At 67.6% G+C, this 22,314-nt stretch carries 19 protein-coding genes and 2 tRNA genes; 5 read left to right on the top strand and 16 right to left on the bottom strand.

Annotation, left to right across the window (positions count from 1 at the left end; translation table 11 throughout):
* Positions 1–297 precede the first annotated feature (297 nt).
* The 6 genes from ndk to AC0IX4_RS19595 all read right to left on the bottom strand — a co-directional run bounded on the left by ndk (position 298) and on the right by AC0IX4_RS19595 (position 8,451).
* A complete protein-coding gene (gene ndk, locus AC0IX4_RS19620) occupies positions 298–711 on the bottom strand; it encodes a nucleoside-diphosphate kinase (protein ID WP_471830593.1) in 414 nt (137 codons plus the stop codon).
* 45 nt (positions 712–756) lie between these two features.
* The gene (locus tag AC0IX4_RS19615; protein ID WP_042572775.1) at positions 757–1,155 is read right to left on the bottom strand and encodes a DUF4233 domain-containing protein; all 399 of its coding nucleotides are present in this window, start codon (positions 1,153–1,155) and stop codon (positions 757–759) included.
* A complete protein-coding gene (gene folC, locus AC0IX4_RS19610; RefSeq protein ID WP_471830591.1) occupies positions 1,152–2,588 on the bottom strand; it encodes a bifunctional tetrahydrofolate synthase/dihydrofolate synthase in 1,437 nt (478 codons plus the stop codon). The genes AC0IX4_RS19615 and folC overlap by 4 nt, the downstream gene beginning before the upstream one ends.
* Entirely contained in the window at positions 2,585–5,254 is a 2,670-nt protein-coding gene (locus tag AC0IX4_RS19605) for a valine--tRNA ligase (RefSeq protein ID WP_471830589.1), read from the bottom strand. Before AC0IX4_RS19605 ends, folC begins: the two co-directional genes overlap by 4 nt.
* A 9-nt stretch (positions 5,255–5,263) precedes the next feature.
* Positions 5,264–7,333: a S9 family peptidase gene (locus AC0IX4_RS19600; RefSeq protein WP_471830588.1), complete on the bottom strand. Its 2,070-nt coding sequence runs from the start codon at positions 7,331–7,333 to the stop codon at positions 5,264–5,266.
* A 125-nt stretch (positions 7,334–7,458) separates the two neighbouring features.
* Entirely contained in the window at positions 7,459–8,451 is a 993-nt protein-coding gene (locus AC0IX4_RS19595; RefSeq protein ID WP_082518586.1) for an iron-siderophore ABC transporter substrate-binding protein, read from the bottom strand.
* A gap of 214 nt (positions 8,452–8,665) precedes the next feature.
* On the opposite strand from AC0IX4_RS19595, the gene fdhD reads away from it, so the two are divergent.
* The gene (fdhD, locus tag AC0IX4_RS19590; protein ID WP_042572770.1) at positions 8,666–9,517 is read left to right on the top strand and encodes a formate dehydrogenase accessory sulfurtransferase FdhD; all 852 of its coding nucleotides are present in this window, start codon (positions 8,666–8,668) and stop codon (positions 9,515–9,517) included.
* Here fdhD and AC0IX4_RS19585 read toward each other — a convergent pair.
* From AC0IX4_RS19585 to AC0IX4_RS19575, 3 genes are read right to left on the bottom strand one after another with little or no spacing between them, the layout of a single operon-like run.
* Positions 9,483–10,859: an amino acid permease gene (locus tag AC0IX4_RS19585; RefSeq protein ID WP_042572874.1), complete on the bottom strand. Its 1,377-nt coding sequence runs from the start codon at positions 10,857–10,859 to the stop codon at positions 9,483–9,485. The genes fdhD and AC0IX4_RS19585 overlap by 35 nt on opposite strands.
* A gap of 19 nt (positions 10,860–10,878) precedes the next feature.
* Positions 10,879–11,523 (bottom strand): CoA transferase subunit B, encoded by a 645-nt coding sequence (locus tag AC0IX4_RS19580; RefSeq protein WP_471830586.1) that lies wholly within the window; start codon positions 11,521–11,523, stop codon positions 10,879–10,881.
* Positions 11,520–12,266 (bottom strand): CoA transferase subunit A, encoded by a 747-nt coding sequence (locus AC0IX4_RS19575; RefSeq protein WP_471830737.1) that lies wholly within the window; start codon positions 12,264–12,266, stop codon positions 11,520–11,522. Before AC0IX4_RS19575 ends, AC0IX4_RS19580 begins: the two co-directional genes overlap by 4 nt.
* Before the next feature lie 70 nt (positions 12,267–12,336).
* On the opposite strand from AC0IX4_RS19575, the gene AC0IX4_RS19570 reads away from it, so the two are divergent.
* Positions 12,337–13,167, top strand: coding sequence for an IclR family transcriptional regulator domain-containing protein (locus AC0IX4_RS19570; protein ID WP_471830584.1), 831 nt, complete (start codon positions 12,337–12,339; stop codon positions 13,165–13,167).
* Positions 13,160–14,368, top strand: coding sequence for an acetyl-CoA C-acetyltransferase (locus AC0IX4_RS19565; RefSeq protein ID WP_471830582.1), 1,209 nt, complete (start codon positions 13,160–13,162; stop codon positions 14,366–14,368). Before AC0IX4_RS19570 ends, AC0IX4_RS19565 begins: the two co-directional genes overlap by 8 nt.
* A gap of 87 nt (positions 14,369–14,455) precedes the next feature.
* Here AC0IX4_RS19565 and clpX read toward each other — a convergent pair whose 3' ends face one another.
* From clpX to AC0IX4_RS19540, 5 genes are all read right to left on the bottom strand, one after another.
* On the bottom strand, positions 14,456–15,736 hold the full coding sequence (gene clpX / locus AC0IX4_RS19560) for an ATP-dependent Clp protease ATP-binding subunit ClpX (protein WP_042572767.1): 1,281 nt from the start codon (positions 15,734–15,736) through the stop codon (positions 14,456–14,458).
* A gap of 225 nt (positions 15,737–15,961) precedes the next feature.
* On the bottom strand, positions 15,962–16,627 hold the full coding sequence (locus AC0IX4_RS19555) for an ATP-dependent Clp protease proteolytic subunit (protein WP_042572766.1): 666 nt from the start codon (positions 16,625–16,627) through the stop codon (positions 15,962–15,964).
* Between the two features lie 53 nt (positions 16,628–16,680).
* Positions 16,681–17,277, bottom strand: a complete 597-nt coding sequence (locus tag AC0IX4_RS19550) for an ATP-dependent Clp protease proteolytic subunit (RefSeq protein ID WP_042572871.1) — start codon at positions 17,275–17,277, stop codon at positions 16,681–16,683.
* Positions 17,278–17,458: 181 nt separating this feature from the next.
* The gene (gene tig, locus AC0IX4_RS19545; RefSeq protein WP_042572765.1) at positions 17,459–18,853 is read right to left on the bottom strand and encodes a trigger factor; all 1,395 of its coding nucleotides are present in this window, start codon (positions 18,851–18,853) and stop codon (positions 17,459–17,461) included.
* Between the two features lie 90 nt (positions 18,854–18,943).
* Positions 18,944–19,017 (bottom strand) — tRNA-Pro (locus AC0IX4_RS19540).
* Positions 19,018–19,207: 190 nt separating this feature from the next.
* Here AC0IX4_RS19540 and AC0IX4_RS19535 point away from each other — a divergent pair.
* Positions 19,208–19,281, top strand: a tRNA-Gly gene (locus AC0IX4_RS19535).
* A gap of 74 nt (positions 19,282–19,355) precedes the next feature.
* Here AC0IX4_RS19535 and AC0IX4_RS19530 read toward each other — a convergent pair.
* Entirely contained in the window at positions 19,356–19,781 is a 426-nt protein-coding gene (locus AC0IX4_RS19530) for an STAS domain-containing protein (RefSeq protein WP_471830580.1), read from the bottom strand.
* A 287-nt stretch (positions 19,782–20,068) separates the two neighbouring features.
* Between AC0IX4_RS19530 and AC0IX4_RS19525 the strand changes: the two genes are divergently transcribed.
* Entirely contained in the window at positions 20,069–20,911 is an 843-nt protein-coding gene (locus AC0IX4_RS19525) for a universal stress protein (protein ID WP_471830579.1), read from the top strand.
* A 9-nt stretch (positions 20,912–20,920) separates the two neighbouring features.
* Here the strand turns inward: AC0IX4_RS19525 and nhaA are convergent, their stop codons facing one another.
* The gene (gene nhaA, locus AC0IX4_RS19520; protein WP_471830577.1) at positions 20,921–22,213 is read right to left on the bottom strand and encodes a Na+/H+ antiporter NhaA; all 1,293 of its coding nucleotides are present in this window, start codon (positions 22,211–22,213) and stop codon (positions 20,921–20,923) included.
* Between the last annotated feature and the right edge of the window lie 101 nt (positions 22,214–22,314).

Raw genomic sequence — 22,314 nt, 5'->3', positions numbered from 1 at the left:
GACTAAGCGGGTTCGCAGAACGACGGGTCGTCGACCGGGACGGTCGGCGGAGATCGCCGCAATGCCTGGGCGGATGGCCGGTCCGAGCGCCTGATCTTCAGCGTGACGCGCCAACGGTGCGAATAGAAGCTCCGCACCCGTGTCGGCGCATGTCCGCGATGACGGGCATCGGGTCCGTGGATGTCATCCGGTCACGTTCGCGTGGTGCGCGCCGCAACCTCTTCCACTATCCCACACTCCCCGACCGCCGCGTGCCATTGCCGCTCGAGTGGCACGGCACGCGGCGCGGGGCGGACATCAGCCCAGCTCAGGGAACCAGAGAGCGATCTCGCGAGCGGCGGACCCGGTCGAATCCGAGCCGTGGACGAGGTTCTTCTGACCGTCGAGTGCGAGGTCGGCGCGGATGGTGCCGGGCGTGGCCTTGGCGACGGGGTCGGTGCCACCGGCGAGCTGGCGGAACGCCTCGATCGCTCGGGGACCCTCGAGCACCGCGGCCACGAGGGGACCGGAGGTGATGAAGTCGATCAGGTCGGGGAAGAACGGGCGCTCGGCGTGCTCGGCGTAGTGCTGCTCCGCCACGTCACGGGACACGGTGCGCAGGTCGAGCGCGACGAGGTCGAGGCCTTTGCGCTCGACACGGCCGAGGATTTCCCCGACGAATCGACGAGCGACGCCATCGGGCTTGATCAGGACGAGAGTGCGTTCGGTCACGATCGCAGAGCCTAGAGGACGGGGTAGGCGCGCTCGCGCACCCCGTCACTCACGCTGGGACGGCAGCCGGCCCTCGGCGATCCTCCGACGGAGGTCTCGTCGGAGGTAGAGCAGATACAGCCACACGGCGAGGAACAGCACCCCGACGACGGCGATCGACGGGTGGGCGAGGAAACCGAGGATGACCAGCACCTGGAGTCCGAGATCGAAGGACAGAGCCCACGAGCGCCCCTGCAGGCCGGCGCCGAGGATCATCAGGACCCCGAGGCCGACGAGGTACGTGCCGCTGATCCAGGTGACGCCTCCGCCGACGGTTCCGACGACCGGCAGCGCGAGCAGCACCACGATCGCCTCGAGAACCAGGGTGCCGGCGCAGACACCGCGGAATCCCTTCCACGGGTCACGTGCGGGCGGCGGGAACTGCCCTGTCTCGGCGGTGGTCATTCCGGGTCCTTCCCGAAGAGGGTGCGGGCCGCGCCCGCGGTCATCACCGATCCGGTGACGACGACGCCGGCCCCGGAGACTGCTTCGCCCTCGTCGGCGACGTCCTCGGCGATACCGATGGCGATCTCGAGCGCATCGGGCAGCGTCTCCGCGACCACCACCCGCTCGTCGCCGAACTTGGCGACCGCTGCGTCGGCGAGTGCGTCGATCTCGAGTCCGCGGGGGGATCCGTTGTGCGTGACCACCACCTCGTCCAGAACGGGTTCGAGTGCCTGGAGGATGCCGTCGACGTCCTTGTCCTTCATGACGGCGACGACACCGACGAGTTTGCGGAAGTCGAACTCCGCGGTCAGCGTGGCGGCGAGCGCCGATGCTCCGTGCGGGTTGTGCGCGGCGTCGATGAACACGGTGGGCGCGTTACGGACGCGTTCGAGGCGTCCGGGGTTGACCACCGAGGCGAACCCTTCGCGGACGGTCTCGATGTCGAGGCCGCGGTCCGCTCCCGCTCCGAAGAACGCCTCGACGGCAGCGAGCGCCAGTGACGCGTTGCGTGCCTGGTGTTCGCCGTGCAGCGGCAGGAAGATGTCGTCGTAGACCCCGCCGAGTCCGCGGAGTTCGAGCTGCTGTCCACCGACCGCGACGCGTCGGGCGAGCACGACGAACTCGGAGCCCGCGCGAGCAACCGCGGCGTCCATCTCGACGGCGCGACGCAACAGCACGTCGGTGACCTCGGGTTGCTGCTCGTCCAGGACCGCGACCGTGTCGATCGGATCGAGTCGCTCGGGCGCCTTCTTGATGATGCCGGCCTTCTCGGCCGCGATGCCTGCGAGATCGGTCCCCAGGTACTCGATGTGGTCGATCCCGATCGGCGTGATCACCGATACCTGCGCATCCACCACGTTCGTCGCGTCCCAGCGACCGCCGAGACCGACCTCGACGACGGCCACGTCCACGGGCGCCTCGGCGAACGCGGCGAACGCCATTGCGGTGACGACCTCGAACTTGCTCATCGCCGGTCCCCCGGCGGCCTCGGACTGCGCGTCGATCATCTCGACGTACGGGAGGATCTCGCGGTACGTGTCCACGTACTGCCGCGGCGTCAACGGCAGTCCGTCGACGGCGATGCGTTCGGTGGCGATCTGCAGATGCGGGCTGGTCGTCCGGCCGGTCCGACGATGGAAAGCCCGCAGCAGAGCCTCGATCATCCTGGTCACGGAAGTCTTGCCGTTGGTGCCCGCGACATGGATCGACGGGTAGCTCGCCTGCGGTGAACCGAGCAGGTCCATCAACGCGCTGATGCGGGTCAGCGACGGCTCGATGGTGGTCTCACCCCAACGCCGATCGAGCTCGGCCTCGACGAGTGCGAACTCGGCCAGGTCCACCGGCGAGGGCCCCACCACTCCGTCGGGGCCGGAGGTTCCCGGAAATGTCATGCCGTGCCCGACTTTCCCTGGCCCGTGAGTTCGCCCAGTCGACGCGTGAGCCGCTCGACCTCCTCGCGGGCGATCTGCTGACGCCCCTTGATCTTGTCGACGACGGCTTCCGGCGCCTTGCCGACGAAGGCCTCGTTGCCCAGCTTGGCGGTGGTGGCCTCGAGTTCCTTGACTGCCGCGGCGAGGTCCTTCTCGCAGCGCTTGCGCTCGGCCTCGATGTCGACGGTTCCCGAGGTGTCGACGGAGACGGTCACGGTTCCGAGGGAGAGTCGGACCTCGATCGACGCGGTCTCGGCGAAGTCGTCCTCGGGCTCCACGAGGAAGGACAGTGCGCGAGTCGCGGGGACGAGCGACGCGATGTCGGCCTCGTCGATGCCGACAAGGCGCGCCGGGACCTTCTGCTTGGGCTTGACTCCCTGGTCGCTGCGGAACCGTCGGATCTCGGTGATGAGCTTCTGCATGTCGGTGACACGTTGCAGGGCAACGGGATCGGCGCCGACACCGGTCTCGCGGGGCCAGTCGGCCACGACGACGCTGGCACCGCCGGTGAGCGCCTTCCACAGCGTCTCGGTCACGAACGGGATCACCGGGTGCAGCAGACGCAGGATGGAATCGAGCACGACGCCGAGAACGGCGCGGGTGTTGTCGGCGTGAGCCTCGGACGCGAACTGCACCTTGGCGAGTTCGAGGTACCAGTCGCACACCTCGTCCCACGCGAAGTGGTACAGCGATTCGCAGGCTTTGCCGAATTCGTAGCGGTCCAACGCGTCGTCGACCTCGGCGCGCACGAGAGCGAGCCGATCGAGGATCCACCGGTCGGCGTCGGTCAGGTCCGACCGAGCCGGAAGCTCCTGCACCACTGCACCGTTCATCAACGCGAACTTCGTGGCGTTGAACAGCTTGGTGGCGAAGTTGCGGGAACTCTGCGCGTTGTCCTCACCTACCGACAGGTCGCCGCCGGGGTGCGCGCCGCGAGCGAGAGTGAAGCGCAACGCGTCGGCACCGAAGCGGTCGACCCAGTCGAGCGGATCGATGCCGTTGCCCTTGGACTTCGACATCTTGCGGCCGAACTCGTCGCGCACCAGGCCGTGCAGGAATACGTCGCGGAACGGGACGGGACCGGGCAACTGGTCACCGATCGTGGTGCCGAACATCATCATCCGGGCCACCCAGAAGAACAGGATGTCGTAGCCGGTGACGAGAACGCTGGTGGGATAGAACTTCTCGAGGTCGGGAGTGCGGTCGGGCCACCCCATCGTCGAGAACGGCCACAGGCCCGAGGAGAACCAGGTGTCCAGCACGTCCGGATCCTGGACCCAACCCTCGGGCGGGGTCTCGTCCGGCCCGAGGCACACGGTCTCGCCGTCGGGGCCGTACCAGATGGGGATGCGGTGGCCCCACCACAGCTGACGAGAGATGCACCAGTCGTGCATGTCGTCGACCCATGCGAACCAGCGCGGTTCCTGGCTCTTCGGATGGACGACGGTGCGCCCGTCGCGCACGGCGTCACCGGCGGACTGCGCCAGGGTGGAGACGTTCACCCACCACTGCAGGGACAGTCGGGGTTCGATGGGCTCACCGCTGCGCTCGGAGTGTCCGACGCTGTGGACGTACGGCCGCTTCTCGGCGACGACGCGACCCTGCTCGGCCAATGCCTCGCGCACGGCGACGCGCGCCTCGAAGCGGTCCATGCCGTCGAACTGCGTTCCCGTGTCGACGATGCGTCCGGACGTGTCCATGATCGACGGCATCGGCAGCGAGTGCCGCATACCCATCTCGAAGTCGTTGGGGTCGTGTGCGGGCGTGATCTTGACTGCGCCGGTACCGAACTCGGGATCGACGTAGTCGTCGGCGATGATCGGGATCTCGCGATCGAGGAACGGGTGCGGCAGCGTCGTGCCCACGAGGTGGGTGTAGCGCTCGTCGTCGGGGTGGACCGCCACGGCGGTGTCGCCCAGCATCGTCTCGACGCGGGTGGTGGCGACGACGACGTGGGGTTCGTCGTCGTTCAGCGAGCCGTACCGCAGCGAGACCAGCTCGCCCTCGACGTCCTCGTACTTGACCTCGATGTCCGAGATCGCCGTCTTCAGCACGGGCGACCAGTTGACGAGTCGCTCGGCGCGGTAGATCAGCCCGCGATCGTGCAGCATCTTGAAGATGGTCTGCACGGCGCGTGAGAGACCCTCGTCCATGGTGAAGCGTTCACGGCTCCAGTCGACACCGTCGCCGATGCGGCGCATCTGCTCGCCGATGGTCCCGCCGGATTCGCGCTTCCATTCCCAGACCTTCTCGATGAACTTCTCGCGTCCGAGATCGTCCTTCGACGTTCCCTCGGCCACGAGCTTCTTCTCGACGAGCGACTGCGTGGCGATACCGGCGTGGTCCATGCCGGGGAGCCACAGCACCTCGTAGCCCTGCATGCGCTTGCGGCGGGACAGCACGTCCATCAACGTGTGGTCCAACGCGTGGCCCATGTGCAGGCTGCCGGTCACGTTCGGCGGGGGCAGCACGATGGAGTAGCCGGGCTTCGCGCTCTCCGGATCGGCGACGAAGTAGCCTGCGTCGACCCATCCCTGGTAGAGCTCTGCTTCGACCTCGCCGGGGTTCCAGGACTTCGGGAGGCGGTCTGCGGGATTGTCGTCGGGGACAGTCGTCGATCTGGTCACCGGGTGATTCTAGTTCTCCTCGGGATCGGTGAGTTTCCCCGGTCGCGCCGCGAGGATCTCGGGCATCGGTGCGGGCTGGCCCAGCACGTGCTCGGAGAGGAACGCGTGCACGGCGCCGTACCAGACCGCGGTGTGCTGCGGCGAGAGGATCCAGTGGTTCTCGTCGGGGAAGTACAGGAAGCGATGGACGGTCTCGCCCTCGGCATCGGTCGCAGTCGCGGACTCGGAGAGCAACTCCCACCACAACCGCAGGGCCTCACCGACCGGGACGCGATAGTCCTTGTCGCCGTGGATGACGAGCATCGGAGTCGAGATGTCCGCGACGTAGAGATGCGGCGAGTTCTCGAACGCCATCTCGGGCGTCATCTCCTGCGCCCAGTAGGACGCGTCGTCGGTGGTGGGTCCGAACTGGTCCAGCGCCCAGAGCCCGGCATGCGAGACGATCGCTCGGAAACGGTCGGTGTGACCGGCGATCCAGTTGGCCATGTACCCGCCGAAGGAGCCGCCCATCATCGCGGTGCGGGTGGAGTCGATGTCGTCCCGCGACTCGACGGCATCGGTCACGGCCATCAGGTCGGTGTACGGCTCCTTGCCCCACCTGCCCCATCCGCGCTGCACGAAGTCCTGTCCGTACCCGGTGGACAGCGCGGGGTCCGGCATCAGGACCGCGTACCCCTGCGCGACCAGCATCCAGGGGTTCCACCGCCACGACCACGTGTTCCACGATCCGAGGGGACCTCCGTGCGCCCACAGCACCAACGGCGCCGGCCAGTCCGCCGACGTGCCCTCGGGCAGCGCGAGCCACGCCCGGACGGTGGTCCCGTCGTCCGTCACCGTCGAGACGTCCTCGAGTGTGCCCGGTAGCTCCGGAAGGTCCACCGGGACGTGGAGCGCCGCGACCTCGCCTGTGGAGAGATCGATCCGAACAGGATGCGGCGGACCGCGATACGAGGCCTGCATCGCGTACGCGACGTCACCGTCGGGTGCCGCGCGCACATCGGTGTAGGCGTGCTCTCCCGGCGTCAGGATCGTCGCGGAGTCGGGTGTGACGACGAAGATCGGTGCTCGGCCGCCGTCGTCCGCCGTCACGAGCAGGGCCGTCGAGTCCGCGGTCCACGTCGCCGATGTCGGCCACCTGTCCCACCCCGGCGCCCACTGCTCGGTCGTTCCCGTCGCGAGATCGAGGACGAACAAGTCCACCCGCGGGGCGGTGTCGGGTGAGGGACGGCTCTCGCGGAGATACGCCACGCGGGTGCCGTCCCGTGAGACGACCGGCGACGCGACGTCCGCCTCCTCGTCGTCGACGAGCACCGTCGCTGCGCCGCCCGCCGTGTCGAGCCGGACCAGCACTTGCCGGGTGCTCGCGTCGGCTCCCGACACCTTGCGTGTGGCCACCACGAACGAACCGTCCGGCGCCACGTCGGCACCGGTGTCGCGGTACTCACCGCCGCCCGTCGATCCACCCGGTGCGGGAGTCAGCGAGGTGAGGGGGACATCGGTTGCGTCGGGACCGTCGACGGATCCGACGAACAGGTGGGTGCGCTCCGGGCCGAGGTCCGCGTCCCAGTACCGCACGGGATACCCGCTGTGCAGGACGGCTGTCACGGCCGAGTCCTTGCGCAGCGTCCGCAGGAACTCGTCGCGGTCGACGTCCCCGAGCACCGAGCCCGTGACCAGGACCGTCGGTGCCTCGGACGCCGCGACGACGGAGGACACTCCCCCGCCGCGGTGGACGAGGCGTCGGGGTTCTCCACCTCGGGACGACAGCGCCCACACCGCGGAGGGCGCGCCCTCCTCCGCCGAGGCGGCGCGGCGGAACAGCAGGTCTCCGTCGGCCGCGAACGTCGGAGAGGAGTCACCCGTGCCGGCCCGTGTCAGCCTGCGCGGCGCGGTGACGCCCGCCGGATCGATCGCCCACAGCGACGACACGTACTTCGTGCGAGCGGGGTTCAGCTCGGAGACGGTGACGACCAGCGAGGACCCGTCGGGAGAGAGCGCGAGACCGGCCATCCTTCGGATGTCGAGATAGCTCGAAGGCGACCGGAAGGGAGTACCGCTCGGGTCGGGAGAAGTGCTCATGAGCCGAACCTACCGGGGGCGGGTGTACACACCCTGACGGTGAGGCGCACACCCTCTACCGCCGGCTGGAGAGGGTGTGCGGATGACGCAGTGGGTGTGCGCTGTCATCGACGGTGCCGAGCCCCCTACTGGCGGACGAGCGGCGCCAGACGGGACGGGATCTGCTCCAGCGCGAACGGCAGGCTCAGCACGGTGCTCCACGCCATGGCCTCGGCGGCCTCGTCCTCGAGGATGATGACGCGGCCGTCACGGACGGCGGCGAGCTGCTGGTAGACCGGTGTCGCGGCGAGCTCCGCGCGCAGTTTGTCCCCGAAGCCACCGCCCGCGTACCAGACCAGGACGTCGACGTCGGCCAGGGAGAGCTGCTCGGTGCTGATCGTGGCGAAGTTGCGCTCACCGACCTCGTCGGCGACCGGAGGGTTGACGAAGCCCAGGTCGTTGAGGAATCGGACCTTGGGGTCCTGGGCGCCGTACACACCGAACTGGCCGGGACCTTGCAGCGCACCCACCAGCACGGTCTTGCCGGCGAAGGACGGGTTGGCGGCGGCGACGTCCGCGAAGGTGCCCTCGAGATCCGAGATCAACGACGCAGCCTGATCCGATTTGCCCAGGGCCTCGCCGAGCAGGGTCGTCTGATCACGCCACGGGATGCCGTAGTCGGCGAATCCTGCCGGCTGGGTGACGGTGGGAGCGAGCTGGGACAGCGAGTCGAACTCGGACTGCGTGATACCCGCGTAGGTGCCCACGATCAGGTCCGGCGTGGCGGACGCGACCTTCTCGACGTCGATGCCTTCCGACGCCGAGCCGACGATCTGCGGAGTGGCGCCGCCCAGTGCCGGCTGCGCCCACGGCCAGGTCGCGGACGGGTAGTCCCCGTACCAGTCGAACACTCCGACCGGAACAGCGCCCAGGGCCAGCAGGGTGTCCTGATCGTTGTACCCGACGCTGACGACGCGCTGCGGGTTCGAGGGGACGGCGACGTCTCCGTACTTGGTGGCCACGGTCGGTCCCGAGCCTTCCGAGCCGCCGCCGTCGGATGTGCTGCATGCTGCGGCGACAGCGATGAGGGCACCGGAGGCACCGAGGAGGAAACTGCGGCGCGAGATGCCGGCGGACATGGCCATCGGATTCGTCCCTTCGACGGGTGACGGGCGCCCGTCGTCGAACCGAGCCCCCCTGGTGTGAAGGTAAGGCTAACTTATGCCCGGGCGCGGTGAGGTGGGTCCTCCTCCGGCTCCACGCCGATCGGGTCCATCATGGAGTGATGTCCGCATGTCCCGCGCCCGAGGCCGTCCCTACATCCAGGGTCCGCCCCGCACGGATGGCCGCCTGATGGGGCGAGCCACCGTCCGTCGCCCTGTCGTCCGCATCAGAGGTCCGCACCGATCGTCGCGACCCGACACCGTCGTGGCCGAGGAACCGTTGGAGTTGCGCGTCGGGGGACGCGCTCTCGCCGTCACGATGCGCACTCCGGGCCACGACGTCGAACTCGCCCACGGATTCCTCACCACCGAGGGCGTGATCGGTGGTCGGGACGACATCCTGGCGGCGCGCTACTGCGACGGCGTCGACGACGAGGGGATGAACACCTACAACGTGTTGGACCTCGCACTCGCGTCCCACGTCCCCGCGCCGGATCCCAGCGTGGAGCGCAACTTCTACACCACGTCCTCCTGCGGCGTGTGCGGCAAGGCGTCCCTCGACGCGGTGCGATCGATCACGCGCTACTCCCCCGCATCCGACGGCGCCTCCGTCACGACGGCGGTGCTGACTACTCTTCCGGACACTCTCCGGGAGCATCAGCGCATCTTCTCCACGACGGGCGGTCTGCATGCGGCCGCGCTGTTCGACACGGCCGGAACGCTACTCGCCGTGCGCGAGGACGTCGGACGTCACAATGCCGTCGACAAGGTGATCGGATGGGCGGTCGTCGAAGGACTGCTTCCGTTGACGGGCACAGTCCTCATGGTCAGTGGCCGCGCGTCGTTCGAGCTGGCTCAGAAGGCCGTCATGGCCGGGATCCCGATCCTGGCAGCGGTGTCGGCACCGTCGTCACTGGCGGTCGACCTCGCGGACGAGGCCGGTCTGACGGTGGTCGGATTCCTCCGCGGTGACGGGATGAACGTCTATACGCACGCCGATCGCGTGGTCAGCGCCGACGTGCCGGCGACCGCCGACCGGTGATCCAGCCGATCACCACGAGTCCCGCGACCACCACTGCCGTGGCGATCACCTGTCGACGCGACGACTCGTCGGTCAGCATCAGGACGGTCAGTCCGGCCAGCAGGATCAGCGCGAACCAACTGAGGTAGGGGAACGCCCACATCCGCACCGGGAGTGGACCGGCTGTTTCGAGTCGGCGACGCAGCCGCAACTGGGATGCTGCGGTGACTGCCCAGATGGCGAGCAGGGATGCCCCGACCGCGTTGAGCAGGAACGTCAACAGACCCTCGACGTCGAGGTAGTTGAGCAGCACCGCCACGAAGCCGAAGAACACCGAGACCAACAGAGCGGGCCGGGGGACGCCGGCATGGTCGACCCGCGCCAACACCGACGGCCCGTCCCCTCTCAGCGCCAGCGAGTAGACCATGCGACTGGTGGCGTAGATCTGCGCGTTGAACGCACTCAGCAACGACAGCACGATGATCACTTCCATGAACCCGACGACTCCGGAGATGTTCGCCTGCTGCAGCACCAGCGTGAACGGGCTCTGCGCCGCCGAGTCCGCGTCGCCGAGCTGGTTCCACGGCAGCAGCAGCGTGATCACCAGGATGGAACCGAGGTAGAAGACGCTGATGCGCCACACGACGCTGCGCACGGCGCGTCCGACGGACCGCGCGGGATCCTCGGACTCCGCGGCGGCGATGGTGACGATCTCGATGCCGCCGAAGGCGAAGGCCACGACCAGAAGTCCCGCAGCGATCCCCGAGATCCCGTTGGGCGCGAATCCGCCGAGGCCGGTGAGGTTGGCCAGTCCCACGGCGTCGGAACCCGGCAGGACACCGAAGACGAGCAGAGCGCCGATGACGAGGAAGCCGGTGATGACCGTGATCTTGATGGCCGCGAACCAGAACTCGAACTCGCCGAAGTTCGAGACCTTCGCCAGGTTGACGACCGTGAAGACGACCATCGCGACCAGGGCCGGAATCCACGGGTCGACGCCGAACCAGGAGCCCATGAAGGCTGCGGCGCCGGTCATCTCGGCCCCCATGACCATGACGAGCGTGAACCAGTACAGCCAGCCCGTCGCGAAGCCGGCGAGTCGCCCGAAAGCCATCTCGGCGTACGTCGAGAAGGATCCCGACGACGGTGAGGCGGCGGCCATCTCGCCGAGCATCCGCATGATGAGGACCACCAGGAACCCGGCGATCGCGTAGGACAGAAGAACGGCGGGTCCGGCGGCGACGATGCCGGCTCCCGTTCCGAGGAACAGGCCGGCGCCGATCGCTGAGCCGAGGCCCATCATCGTCAGGTGGCGGACCTTGAGTCCGTTGGTGAGCTCGTCTACCTCGTCGATGTCGCGCATGAGGTGAACAACGGTATCGCTACACGCGGACGCGCAGAGCAGCACCCGTCGCGGCGACGACCTCGTCGACCGACAGCCCTGGTGCGGTCTCCACCAGGTCCAGACCGTCCGGGGTGACGTCGATGACCGCCATGTCGGTGACGATGCGCTGCACGCACCCCTTGCCCGTGAGCGGCAGGGTGCAGGTCTCCACGATCTTCGGCTCGCCGCTCTTCGAGACGTGCTCCATCATCACGATCACCCGACGCGCACCGTGGACGAGGTCCATCGCGCCACCCATGCCCTTGACCATGTGTCCGGGAATCATCCAGTTGGCGAGGTCGCCGTTGCTGTCCACCTGCATCGCACCGAGGACCGCCACGTCGACGGCGCCGCCGCGGATCATGCCGAAGGACTGCGCCGAGTCGAAGAAGGACGCCCCCGGCATCACCGTGATCGTCTCCTTGCCGGCGTTGATCAACTCCGGGTCCAGTTCCTCCTCGGTGGGATACGGGCCGACACCGAGAACGCCGTTCTCCGAGTGCAGGATCACCGTCGTCGTGGCAGGGATGTGGCTCGGGATCAACGTCGGCATTCCGATGCCGAGATTGACGTACTGGCCGTCCTGGAGTTCCGCGGCGACGCGGGCCGCCATCTGGTCGCGGGTGAGTTTCCTCGAGGTCATGACCGCACCGTCCTCTGCTCGACGCCGACCGTGACGGGTCCGACGACCACGACGCGGTTCACATGTATTCCCGGGGTGTGCACGTCCTCGGGGTTCAGCTCGCCCGGCTCCACGAGGTGTTCGACCTGGGCGATGGTGATCCGGCCCGACTCCGCGGCGGGAGGATTGAAGTTCCGGGCGCTGGCCCGGTAGACGAGGTTGCCGAATCGGTCGCCCTTCCACGCGTGCACCAGGGCGTAGTCGGCAGCGATCCCGCGTTCGAGGACGTAGGCGATGCCGTCGAACTCGCGGGTCTCCTTGGGTGACGACGCCAGAGCGACGCCACCGGACGAGTCGTACCGCTGCGGCAGACCGCCGTCGGCCACCTGCGTGCCGACGCCGGCGGGGGTGAAGAACGCGGGGATACCCGCCCCGCCGGCCCGGAGCCGTTCGGCGAGCGTGCCCTGCGGGGTCAGCTCCACCTCGAGTTCGCCGCCGAGGTACTGCCGCGCGAACTCCTTGTTCGATCCCACGTAGGAGCTGATCGTCCGACGGATACGACGTTGCTCGAGCAGGATTCCCAGCCCGAACCCGTCGGTGCCGCAGTTGTTGCTGATCGTCTCGAGATCGCTCGCACCCTGCTCGAGCAGCGCCGCGATCAGCACCTCGGGTACGCCGACGAGCCCGAATCCACCGACGGCGATCGACGCACCGCCCTCGATGTCGGCCACCGCCTCGCCCGCCGACGCCATCACCTTGTCCATCATGCGGCCCACGATAGCGCACGCTGTGCGTAGTATGAACATGTATTCGTCATGCGAACAGGAGCACGTCATGAGCGAGCCGGAACCACCGACGGACATGCGGGGTGCCTCGACGGACTACGTGCAGTCCCTGGGACGCGGACTGTCCGTGATCCGCGCCTTCGACGCCGAGCATCCCCGGCGCACGTTGTCGGACGTCGCGCGGGCGACGGACCTGACGAGGGCTACCGCGCGCCGGTTCCTGCTGACACTCGTCGACCTCGGATACGTCCGCACCGACGGGTCGACCTTCGCCCTGACTCCCCGAGTGCTGGAACTCGGATACTCCTACCTGTCGTCGCTGTCGCTACCGGAGATCGCCGGGCCACACCTCGAGGCGTTGACCGAGACGGTTCACGAGTCCTCGTCGGTCTCCATCCTCGACGGTGACGACGTCGTCTACGTCGCGCGAGTTCCGGTGAGCCGCATCATGACCGTGTCCATCACCATCGGCACTCGTTTCCCGGCGTACGCCACGTCGATGGGGCGAGTCCTGCTCGCGGGCGCGGACGAGGCGTACCTCGATGCGTACTTCGACCGCGCGGACCTCGTCGACCTGACCGGTCGCACCGCGACCACCGAGAGCAGCCTGCGCGCCCAACTCGACAGAGTTCGCGACCAGGGCTTCTGCATCGTCGATCAGGAACTCGAGGTGGGCCTCCGCTCACTCGCCGCCCCTCTGCACGGCCCCGACGGTTCCGTGGACGCGGCCGTCAACATCAGCACGCCGGCGGCGAGGTATTCGCTCGACGACCTGACATCCACCCTGCTGCCCGCCCTCCTGCGTGCGGCCGCCGCTATCGATACCGACGTTTCACGTGTCGGCTCCACTACCCCCGATCGAGGAAACCACCATGCCTGACGCTGTCATCTGCGAACCCCTCCGCACCCCGGTAGGCCGCTTCGGCGGAGTACTGAAGACCGTCCCGCCCACCGACCTGACGTCCGCCGTCATCATCGAAATACTCTCCCGCACAGGGCTGTCCGGTTCCGACATCGACGACGTCATCCTCGGACAAGGGTCACCGAACGGAGAGGCGCCGGCCATCGGTCGGGTCGCCGCACTCGACGCAGGACTGGGGATCGGCGTTCCCGGGCGGCAGGTCGATCGGCGGTGCGGCTCGGGTCTGCAAGCCGTCCTCGATGCCTGCATGCAGGTGTCCACCGGCGTGAGCGACGTCGTGCTCGCGGGAGGCGTGGAGTCCATGAGCTCCACCGAGTTCTACAGCGACGGAATGCGCTGGGGTGTCACCGGTGAGTCGGTCGCCCTGAACGACAGACTTGCGCGCGCCCGGGTCACCGCGGGCGGCAGGAACTTCCCCGTTCCCGGCGGGATGATCGAGACCGCGGAGAACCTCCGTGAGCAGTACGGCATCTCGCGTGCCGACCAGGATGCGTACGCGGTGCAGTCCCACCGGCGTGCCGTGGCCGCTCAGCGCAGCGGAGTGTTCGGCGAGGAGATCGTCCCCGTCACCGTGCCCCAGCGAAAGGGCGACGCGCTCGTCGTCACGGACGACGAGCACCCTCGTGCGGATACCAGCGTCGAGTCCCTGGGCAGATTGCGCGCCATTCGCGGCGCGATCGATCCGGCGTCCACCGTCACCGCCGGTAATGCGAGCGGCCAGAACGACGGCGCCGCGCTGTGCATCGTGACCACTGCGGACAAGGCTGCCGCTCTGGGTCTGCGCCCCCTGGTTCGGCTCGCAGGATGGGCCGCCGCGGGTGTCGCACCGAAGACGATGGGTATCGGTCCGGTTCCGGCGGTCGAGAAGGTCCTCGGACGTCTCGGACTGACGTTGGGGCAGATGGACATCGTCGAACTGAACGAGGCGTTCGCTGCGCAGGTTCTGTCGGTCCTGACCGAGTGGAAGATGGATCCGACAGACGACCGACTGAACCCCCATGGCTCCGGAATCTCCCTGGGGCACCCCGTGGGAGCGACCGGCGCCCGCATCCTGACGACGCTCACGCGGGAGATGGTGCGTCGTGACGCGCGGTACGGCCTCGAGACGATGTGCATCGGGGGCGGCCAGGGCCTGGCTGCGGTATTCGAACGAGTCTGACTCGACCCCGCGGACGACACTCCTGGAGACGACAATGGACGTCCACCCCCGGTGATCGGGGGTGGACGTCCACTATTCTTCTGTCGGTTACGCGCTCTTGTCGCGACGCTCCGGACGGTCGGGCTTGCGCGGCACGATGGTCGGGAGAACGTTGTCGACGACGGTCTCGGCGGTCACCACGACCTTCGCCACGTCGTCCCGGCTGGGGATGTCGAACATGACCGGGTTGAGCACTTCTTCCATGATGGCGCGCAGTCCACGGGCACCGGTGCCGCGGTGGATGGCCTGCTCGGCCATCGCATCGAGGGCGTCGGGGGTGAACTCGAGCTCCACACCGTCCATGTCGAACAGACGCGTGTACTGCTTGACCAGCGCGTTCTTCGGCTCGGACAGGATGGTGACCAAGGATTCCTTGTCCAGGTGCGTCACCGACGCGACGACGGGGAGGCGTCCGATGAACTCCGGGATCAGACCGAACTTGATCAGATCCTCGGGCATGACGTCCGCGAAGTGATCCTGCGTGTCGATCTCGGCCTTGGACCGCACCTCGGCACCGAAGCCGAGGCCGCGCTTGCCGATGCGATCCGACACGATCTTCTCGAGACCGGCGAACGCGCCGGCAACAATGAAGAGCACGTTGGTGGTGTCGATCTGGATGAACTCCTGGTGCGGGTGCTTGCGGCCGCCCTGCGGAGGAACGCTGGCCTGCGTCCCCTCGAGGATCTTCAGCAGCGCCTGCTGCACACCTTCGCCCGACACGTCGCGGGTGATCGACGGGTTCTCGCTCTTGCGGGCGATCTTGTCGACCTCGTCGATGTAGATGATGCCGGTCTCGGCACGCTTGACGTCGTAGTCCGCGGCCTGGATGAGCTTGAGGAGGATGTTCTCGACGTCCTCACCGACGTAGCCGGCCTCGGTCAGCGCGGTGGCGTCGGCAATGGCGAACGGCACGTTCAGCATCTTGGCCAGCGTCTGCGCGAGGTAGGTCTTGCCGCAGCCGGTGGGTCCGAGCATGAGGATGTTGGACTTCGCGAGCTCGACGGTCTCACCACGTGAGTCACGCGCCTTGTCGCCGGCCTGGATCCGCTTGTAGTGGTTGTAGACCGCGACGGCCAGACGACGCTTCGCCGTGTCCTGACCGATGACGTAATTCTCGAGGAAGTCCCGGATCTCGGCGGGCTTGGGAAGCTCGTCGAGCTTCACCTCGCTCGACTCGGCCAGTTCTTCCTCGATGATCTCGTTGCACAGATCGATGCATTCGTCACAGATGTAGACGCCTGGTCCGGCAATGAGCTTCTTGACCTGCTTCTGACTCTTTCCGCAGAAAGAGCACTTGAGCAAGTCGCCACCGTCACCGATGCGTGCCATGTGCGTTAGTCCTCACTTGTGGATCGTGAAATCTCTGCTGCGACCGTACCCGCCTTCGGAGCCGTAGGTCGACTTCTGGCGCATCCAGACAGGCCCATGTCGACGGGCGTCGCACGCCCCCGACGTGGGTGAATCGATGCAGTTCAGGTGGCGCAGAACCGGCTGAGCCGCCGCGACCGACCCGGAATGGTCGGGCGTGTCGCGGCGGCTCCGGCGCACAGCGCATCACTTACGAGCGGAAAGCTTCCGGTACTCGAAGACGGTATCGATGATGCCGTACTCCTTGGCCTCTTCCGCGGTGAGGATCTTGTCGCGGTCGGTGTCCTTGCGCACGACATCGGGGTCCTTGCCGGTGTGGCGACCGAGGGTGGTCTCCATCAGGCGACGCATCCGCTCGATCTCCGCGGCCTGGATCTCGAGGTCCGACACCTGGCCCTGCACGCCGCCGGTGGACGGCTGGTGGATCAGGACGCGGGCATTCGGCAGTGCCGCACGCTTGCCGGGTGCACCGGCAGCGAGCAGGACCGCGGCGGCCGACGCGGCCTGGCCGAGGCAGACCGTCGCCACGTCGGCGCGGACGTACTGCATCGTGTCGTAGATGGCCATCAGCGAGGTGAACGAGCCACCGGGCGAGTTGATGTACATCGTGATGTCGCGGTCGGGGTCCAGACCCTCGAGCACGAGGAGCTGAGCCATCACGTCGTTGGCCGACGCGTCGTCGACCTGGACGCCGAGGAAGATGATGCGCTCCTCGAACAGCTTGTTGTACGGGTTGGACTCCTTGACGCCGTAGCTCGAGTGCTCGACGAACGACGGGAGGATGTAGCGGGAATCAGGGCCGGCAGGCGAGCTGGAACCGGGAAGCGAACGGGGATCGAAGAGCTGTGACATCAGTACTCCAGGTGTGAGGGTGAAGTGATCGGGCGGCGCGAGACCATCTCCGATCAGTTGTCGGCTCCGCTGGTGCCGCCGGCCTGCGTGGCGCGGGAGATGACGTGGTCGACCATCCCGTACTCGAGTGCCTGCTGCGCCGTGAACCACCGGTCGCGGTCCGAGTCCTCGGTGACCTGATCGAACGTCTGTCCGGTGTGCTGGGCGATGAGTTCGGCCATCTCACGCTTGGTGAGTGCGAACTGCTGCGCCATGATCGCGATGTCCGCTGCGCTGCCGCCGATTCCGGCGGACGGCTGGTGCATCATGATGCGCGCGTGCGGCAGGGCGTACCGCTTGCCCTTGGTGCCGGCGGTGAGCAGGAACTGGCCCATGGACGCCGCGAGGCCCATCGCGTAGGTGGCGACGTCGCACTCGGCGAAGTTCATCGTGTCGTAGATGGCCATACCGGCGGACACGGAACCACCGGGCGAGTTGATGTAGAGCGCGATGTCGCGGGTGGGATCCTCGGCGGAGAGCAGCAGGATCTGCGCGCACAGCTTGTTGGCGATGTCGTCGTCGACCTGCGTGCCGAGGAAGATGATGCGCTCGCGGAGCAGTCGCTCGTAGACGGAGTCGCTGAGGTTGAGTCCGGCGGTCGCGGACGTCATGACCGGAGCGGTCACACTCGACCCTGCCGTATTCGGGTTGGTCACCGGGTTCGTGGTGGTCACGGTACCTGCCTTCTCGTTCTCGGTTATGTCTCGCTCGAACGCTCGAGTTCTCTGTCATCGACACTAACGAAGGACGGCGGCCCCGGAGTCCCGGAACCGCCGTCGTTCGCTGTGAGCGTTACGTCTGCTGTTCGCCCGCAGCCGAATCGTCGGCCGCGGTGATCTCGTCGGACGCCTCGGCGGCGTCGTCGTCCGGATCGCCGAACAGTTCCTTCGTGTCGACGCCGGCGCCGGAGGTGTCGGTGACCGACACCCGGTCGACGACGGCGGCGAGGGCCTTGCTGCGACGGATGTCCGCGAACAGGGCCGGCAGCTGGTTGGCCTGCTGCACCTGCTGGATGAACTCCTCCGGTGCGATGCCGTAGCGCTGCGCCTGGAAGACGATGTTCTGGGTCAGCTCTTCCTGTCCGACCTGGACCGACTCGGCGTCGGCGATCGTGTCGAGCAGGAGCTGCGTGCGGACCGACTTCTCGGCGCTCTCACGGGCGTTCGTGTCGAACTCCTCGCGGGAGGAGCCGGCTGCCTCGAGCTGCTGCGCCAGCTTGTCCTCGTCGTGATCGAGAGGATGGATGGCGTCGTGCACGGCCGAGTCGATCTCTGCCTTCACGAAGGCCTCGGGCACGGGAACCTCGACGGTCTCGAGGAGAGCCTCGAGCACCTTGTCGCGGATCTGTCCGGCCTGCTCGACCTTCTTGACGCGTGCGACGCGCTCACGGAGGTCGGCCATCAGCTCGTCGAACGTGTCGAACTGGCTGGCGAGCTGCGCGAACTCGTCGTCGGGCTCGGGGAGCTCGCGCTCCTTGACCGACTTGACGGTGACGGTGACCAGCGACTCCTGGCCGGCGTGATCGCCCGCGAGGAGTGTGGTGGTGAACTCCTTCGACTCCCCCGTCGACAGTCCGACGATGGCGTCGTCGAGGCCCTCGATGAGCTGGCCGGATCCGACCTCGTGCGACAGGCCCTCGGTGGACGCCTCGGGAACGTCGTTCCCGTCGACGGTCGCGGACAGGTCGATGGACACGAAGTCACCGGTCTGCGCGGCGCGCTCGACGCCGGTGAGGGTGCCGAAACGCTGACGCAGCGACAGGAGCTGCTCGTCGACGGCGTCGTCGGTGATCTCGACCGGGTCGACGGTCACGGTCAGGGACGAGAAGTCCGGGAGCGTGATCTCGGGGCGGACGTCGACCTCGGCGGTGAAGACGATCTCTTCGCCGTCCTCGAGCTTGGTGATCTCGATGTCCGGCTGACCGAGCGGCTTGAGCTCGGTGGAGCTCAGCGCGTCGTTGTACTTGGCCGGCAACGCGTCGTTGACCACCTGGTTGAGGACGTTCGCGCGTCCGACCCGAGCCTCGAGAAGCTTCGCCGGCGCCTTGCCGGGACGGAACCCGGGGAGACGGATCTGCTGTGCGAGCGTCTTGTAGGCGCGGTCGAAATCAGGCTTGAGCTCCTCGAAGGGCACCTCAACGTTGATACGGACTCGCGTCGGGCTCAGTTGCTCGACGGTGCTCTTCACGGACGTGCTCCTTCATCTGTTCGACTGCAATTACATCTGTACGAGTGATCCGACTGTGCATGACGTCGGACTCTGTGACGCCGTCATGTGTCGGGATGACAGGATTCGAACCTGCGACCCTCCGCTCCCAAAGCGGATGCGCTACCAAGCTGCGCCACATCCCGTTTTTCTTCCCACCACACCCGTACGCGAAGTCGCCGACTCGCGACACAGCGGATGGACGTGCGACGACGATCCTACGGCGACGCCGCACCGCGCACGACGGCGGGCCGATTTCCGAATCGGCCGCGGGGTTCGGTACAGTTCCTCAACGCAGGCGGCAGGGGCTGGCGATCCCAGCGCCGCCGCATGCATGCGGGCGTAGCTCAATGGTAGAGCCTCAGTCTTCCAAACTGATTACGCGGGTTCGATTCCCGTCGCCCGCTCCACGGATACGACGAAGCCCCCCGGAGATCGCTCTCCGGGGGGCTTTCTCGTGTCGGGGGTTTGTCCGCGGTCGCTGTCAGCCGACGTGCGAGAGAGCACTGTCGAGCGCAGACGATTCGCGCTGTGCCGCCACCAACGACACCGCCTCGATGATCGAGCTGCGCACCACGATGGGTGAGCAGACACCCAGCAGTTCGAGCGGGCGACGAACCGCGGGATCGGTGGCGACGAGCACCATCGGACGGCTCGCCAGCGACGATGCGGCGCCGAGCAGCAGCACGGCCGCCGCGCTGCCGAGGAACGTGACATCGGACAGGTCCAGTACCACGTCGTCGTGGCCGCGCGATGCCACCCGGGCGAGGACGTCGCGCAGCTCCGGCGTGGTGCTCATGTCGATCTCGCCGGCGATGGACACGACGGCTACGTCGCCCCGCCGGTACTCCAGGACGGACAGATCGGCATCGTCGAACGAGTCGTGGGTGTCGGTTCCGAATGCGTTCATGTGGTGCTCTCCCGTTCGTGTGTGCCGGTCCGTTGCGTCCTCCGGCGTCCTCAGTAGATTCGCCCGCCAGAGTGTCGAGGCTGCGAGCAGAGCATCACGATCCGATAACGGATTCGACACCGCTCGGTAACGTCTCGCGGATTCGGTGACGCTGCCGGCTCGACACCGTTCCACCGATCGCGAACATGCCGACCGAAACGTGCCGCCGACGCGTCCGGAACGGGAACACTGCGGTCGGACGGTGTCGCACCCGCGTCACCGCCCTCGACATCTTGCGGAGGTTTGTCATGCACGAGTCCCGTCCCGTCCTGGTGGGCATCGACGGTTCGACCGCGGCTCTCGACGCGGTGCGGTGGGCGGTACGTGTCGCCGTCGACCGTGGTGCACCGCTGGTACTCACCTCGGCCGTCTCGGCGTCCGCATTCGCCGATGTGGACGACACCACGAGCGATGCCGTGCAGCGCATTCTCGACGACGCGACGTCCGTCGCTCGGGACGCCGCCGGCGATCGTCCGCTGACGGTGTCGTCGGAGTCTCACCACGGCACTCCGGCCGGAGTTCTGGTCGAACGCTCGGCGGACGCCTCGCTGATCGTCGTGGGCACGCGAGGTCTCGGTGAGTTCACCGGCGGACTCTCCGGATCGGTCAGCACTGCCGTCGCGACTCACGCGGACTGCGCCGTCACGGTCGTGCCGACGACGACGTCGAACACCTCGGGACCCGTGGTGGTCGGTGTGGACGGGACCGACAACAGCGTTCCGGCCGTGCGATTCGCGTACGACATCGCGTCGTCACGCGGGGTGGGGTTGGTGGCGGTGCACGCCTGGAGCGACGTGGACATCCCCGGCGAGCACCACGACGCGTGGACGCACACGTCCGAGAACGAGTCGGCAGCGCTGGCCGAGACACTCGCCGGATGGGCCGACGACTATCCCGATGTCGAGGTGCAGCGCGTCGTCGTCCAGGACCGGCCGGTCCGCGAGCTGGTGTCCCGTGCAGCCGATGCGAGCCTCGTCGTGGTCGGACGCCGCGGCCGCGGCGGATTCAGGTCGCTGCTGCTGGGATCGACCAGCAGAGCGCTCCTGCACTCCGTCGACGTTCCGGTGACCGTGGTGCCGTCACCCTCCTGACGCTTCCGGTCACTGGTAGACGTCGGGAATGCCGTCGCCGTCGGCGTCGAGTCGTTCCTTCTGCTCGATGGCGCGATAGACACGGTTGCGTCGTCGGAGGACGACAGAGGCCAGGGCCGCCGCGATCACGGACCCGGTCAGAACGCCGACCTTGACGTGGTCTTCGCGTAGGGAACCCTCCCCGTACGCCAGGTCCCCGATCAGCAACGAGACGGTGAACCCGATGCCGGCCAGCATCGACACGCCCAGGACGTCGAGCCACGACAGGTCCGAGTCGAGGCGCGCCTTGGTGAAGCGGGACAGCATGGCCGTCGTGCCGAAGATGCCGATGGTCTTCCCGACCACCAGCGCCAGGACGATGCCGACAGCGACCGGATCGGACAGCGCGTCGACGAAACCGCTGAACCCACCGACGGTCACGCCTGCGGCGAAGAACGCGAACAGAGGCACGGCCACACCGGCCGACACCGGACGGATCCGGTGCTCGAAGTGCTCGGCCAGACCCGGCCCGGCATCCGGACCCCCGGCGGCCGCGCTCCGCAGGACCGGCACCGTGAAGCCGAGGAGGACGCCGGCGACGGTGGCATGGATGCCGGATTCGTGCATCAGGACCCAGGTCACGGCAGCCAGCGGCAGCAACACCCACCACGAGCGGATGCGTCGCTGGACACAGACGCCGAAGAGCGCCAGCGGGACCGCTGCGCCGAGCAGTGCCGCCACGTTGATGTCGTCGGTGTAGAACACGGCGATGACGGTGACGGCCAACAGGTCGTCCACGACGGCGAGGGTGAGCAGGAAGGTCCGCAGCGCCGCCGGAAGGTGCGTGCTGATGACGGCGAGCACGGCCACCGCGAACGCGATGTCGGTGGCCGTCGGGATGGCCCATCCCGACAGAGCACCGTCACCGGTGTTCGCATTCACGATGAGGAATATCAGTGCGGGAACAGCCATTCCGCCGACTGCCGCGGCGATGGGGAGCGCTGCGCGACGGGGGTCCCTCAAATCACCCGCGACGAATTCACGCTTGAGCTCGAGCCCCACGACGAAGAAGAAGATGGCGAGCAACCCGTCGGCGGCCCAGGTGCCGAGCGTCAGATCGAGGTGCAGGGCGGACGGCCCGACAGTCGTGTTCTTCAGGGTGTCGTAGCCGGCGGACCACGCGGAGTTGGACCACACCAACGCGATGGCCGTCGCCAGGAGAAGCAGCGCTCCGCCCACCGTCTCCTTGCGCAGGATGTCGGAGACGCGCGAGGTCTCTCGCCACGATCCGCGGGAGAAGAGCGAGGTTCGGGAGTCGGTCATCGGCGGCGTCCTTCGTGTCGTTCGAGGACGTGACCGGGCTCGGGCACGTCGAATCCATTGCCGACCAGACTTCCCGGCGCACCGGCGATCACCCTACCCGT

This window comes from Rhodococcus sp. AC861 (assembly GCF_979256035.1).
Note: the sequence above shows the minus strand (reverse complement) of the source record. Positions and strands in the feature narration are given on the sequence as shown.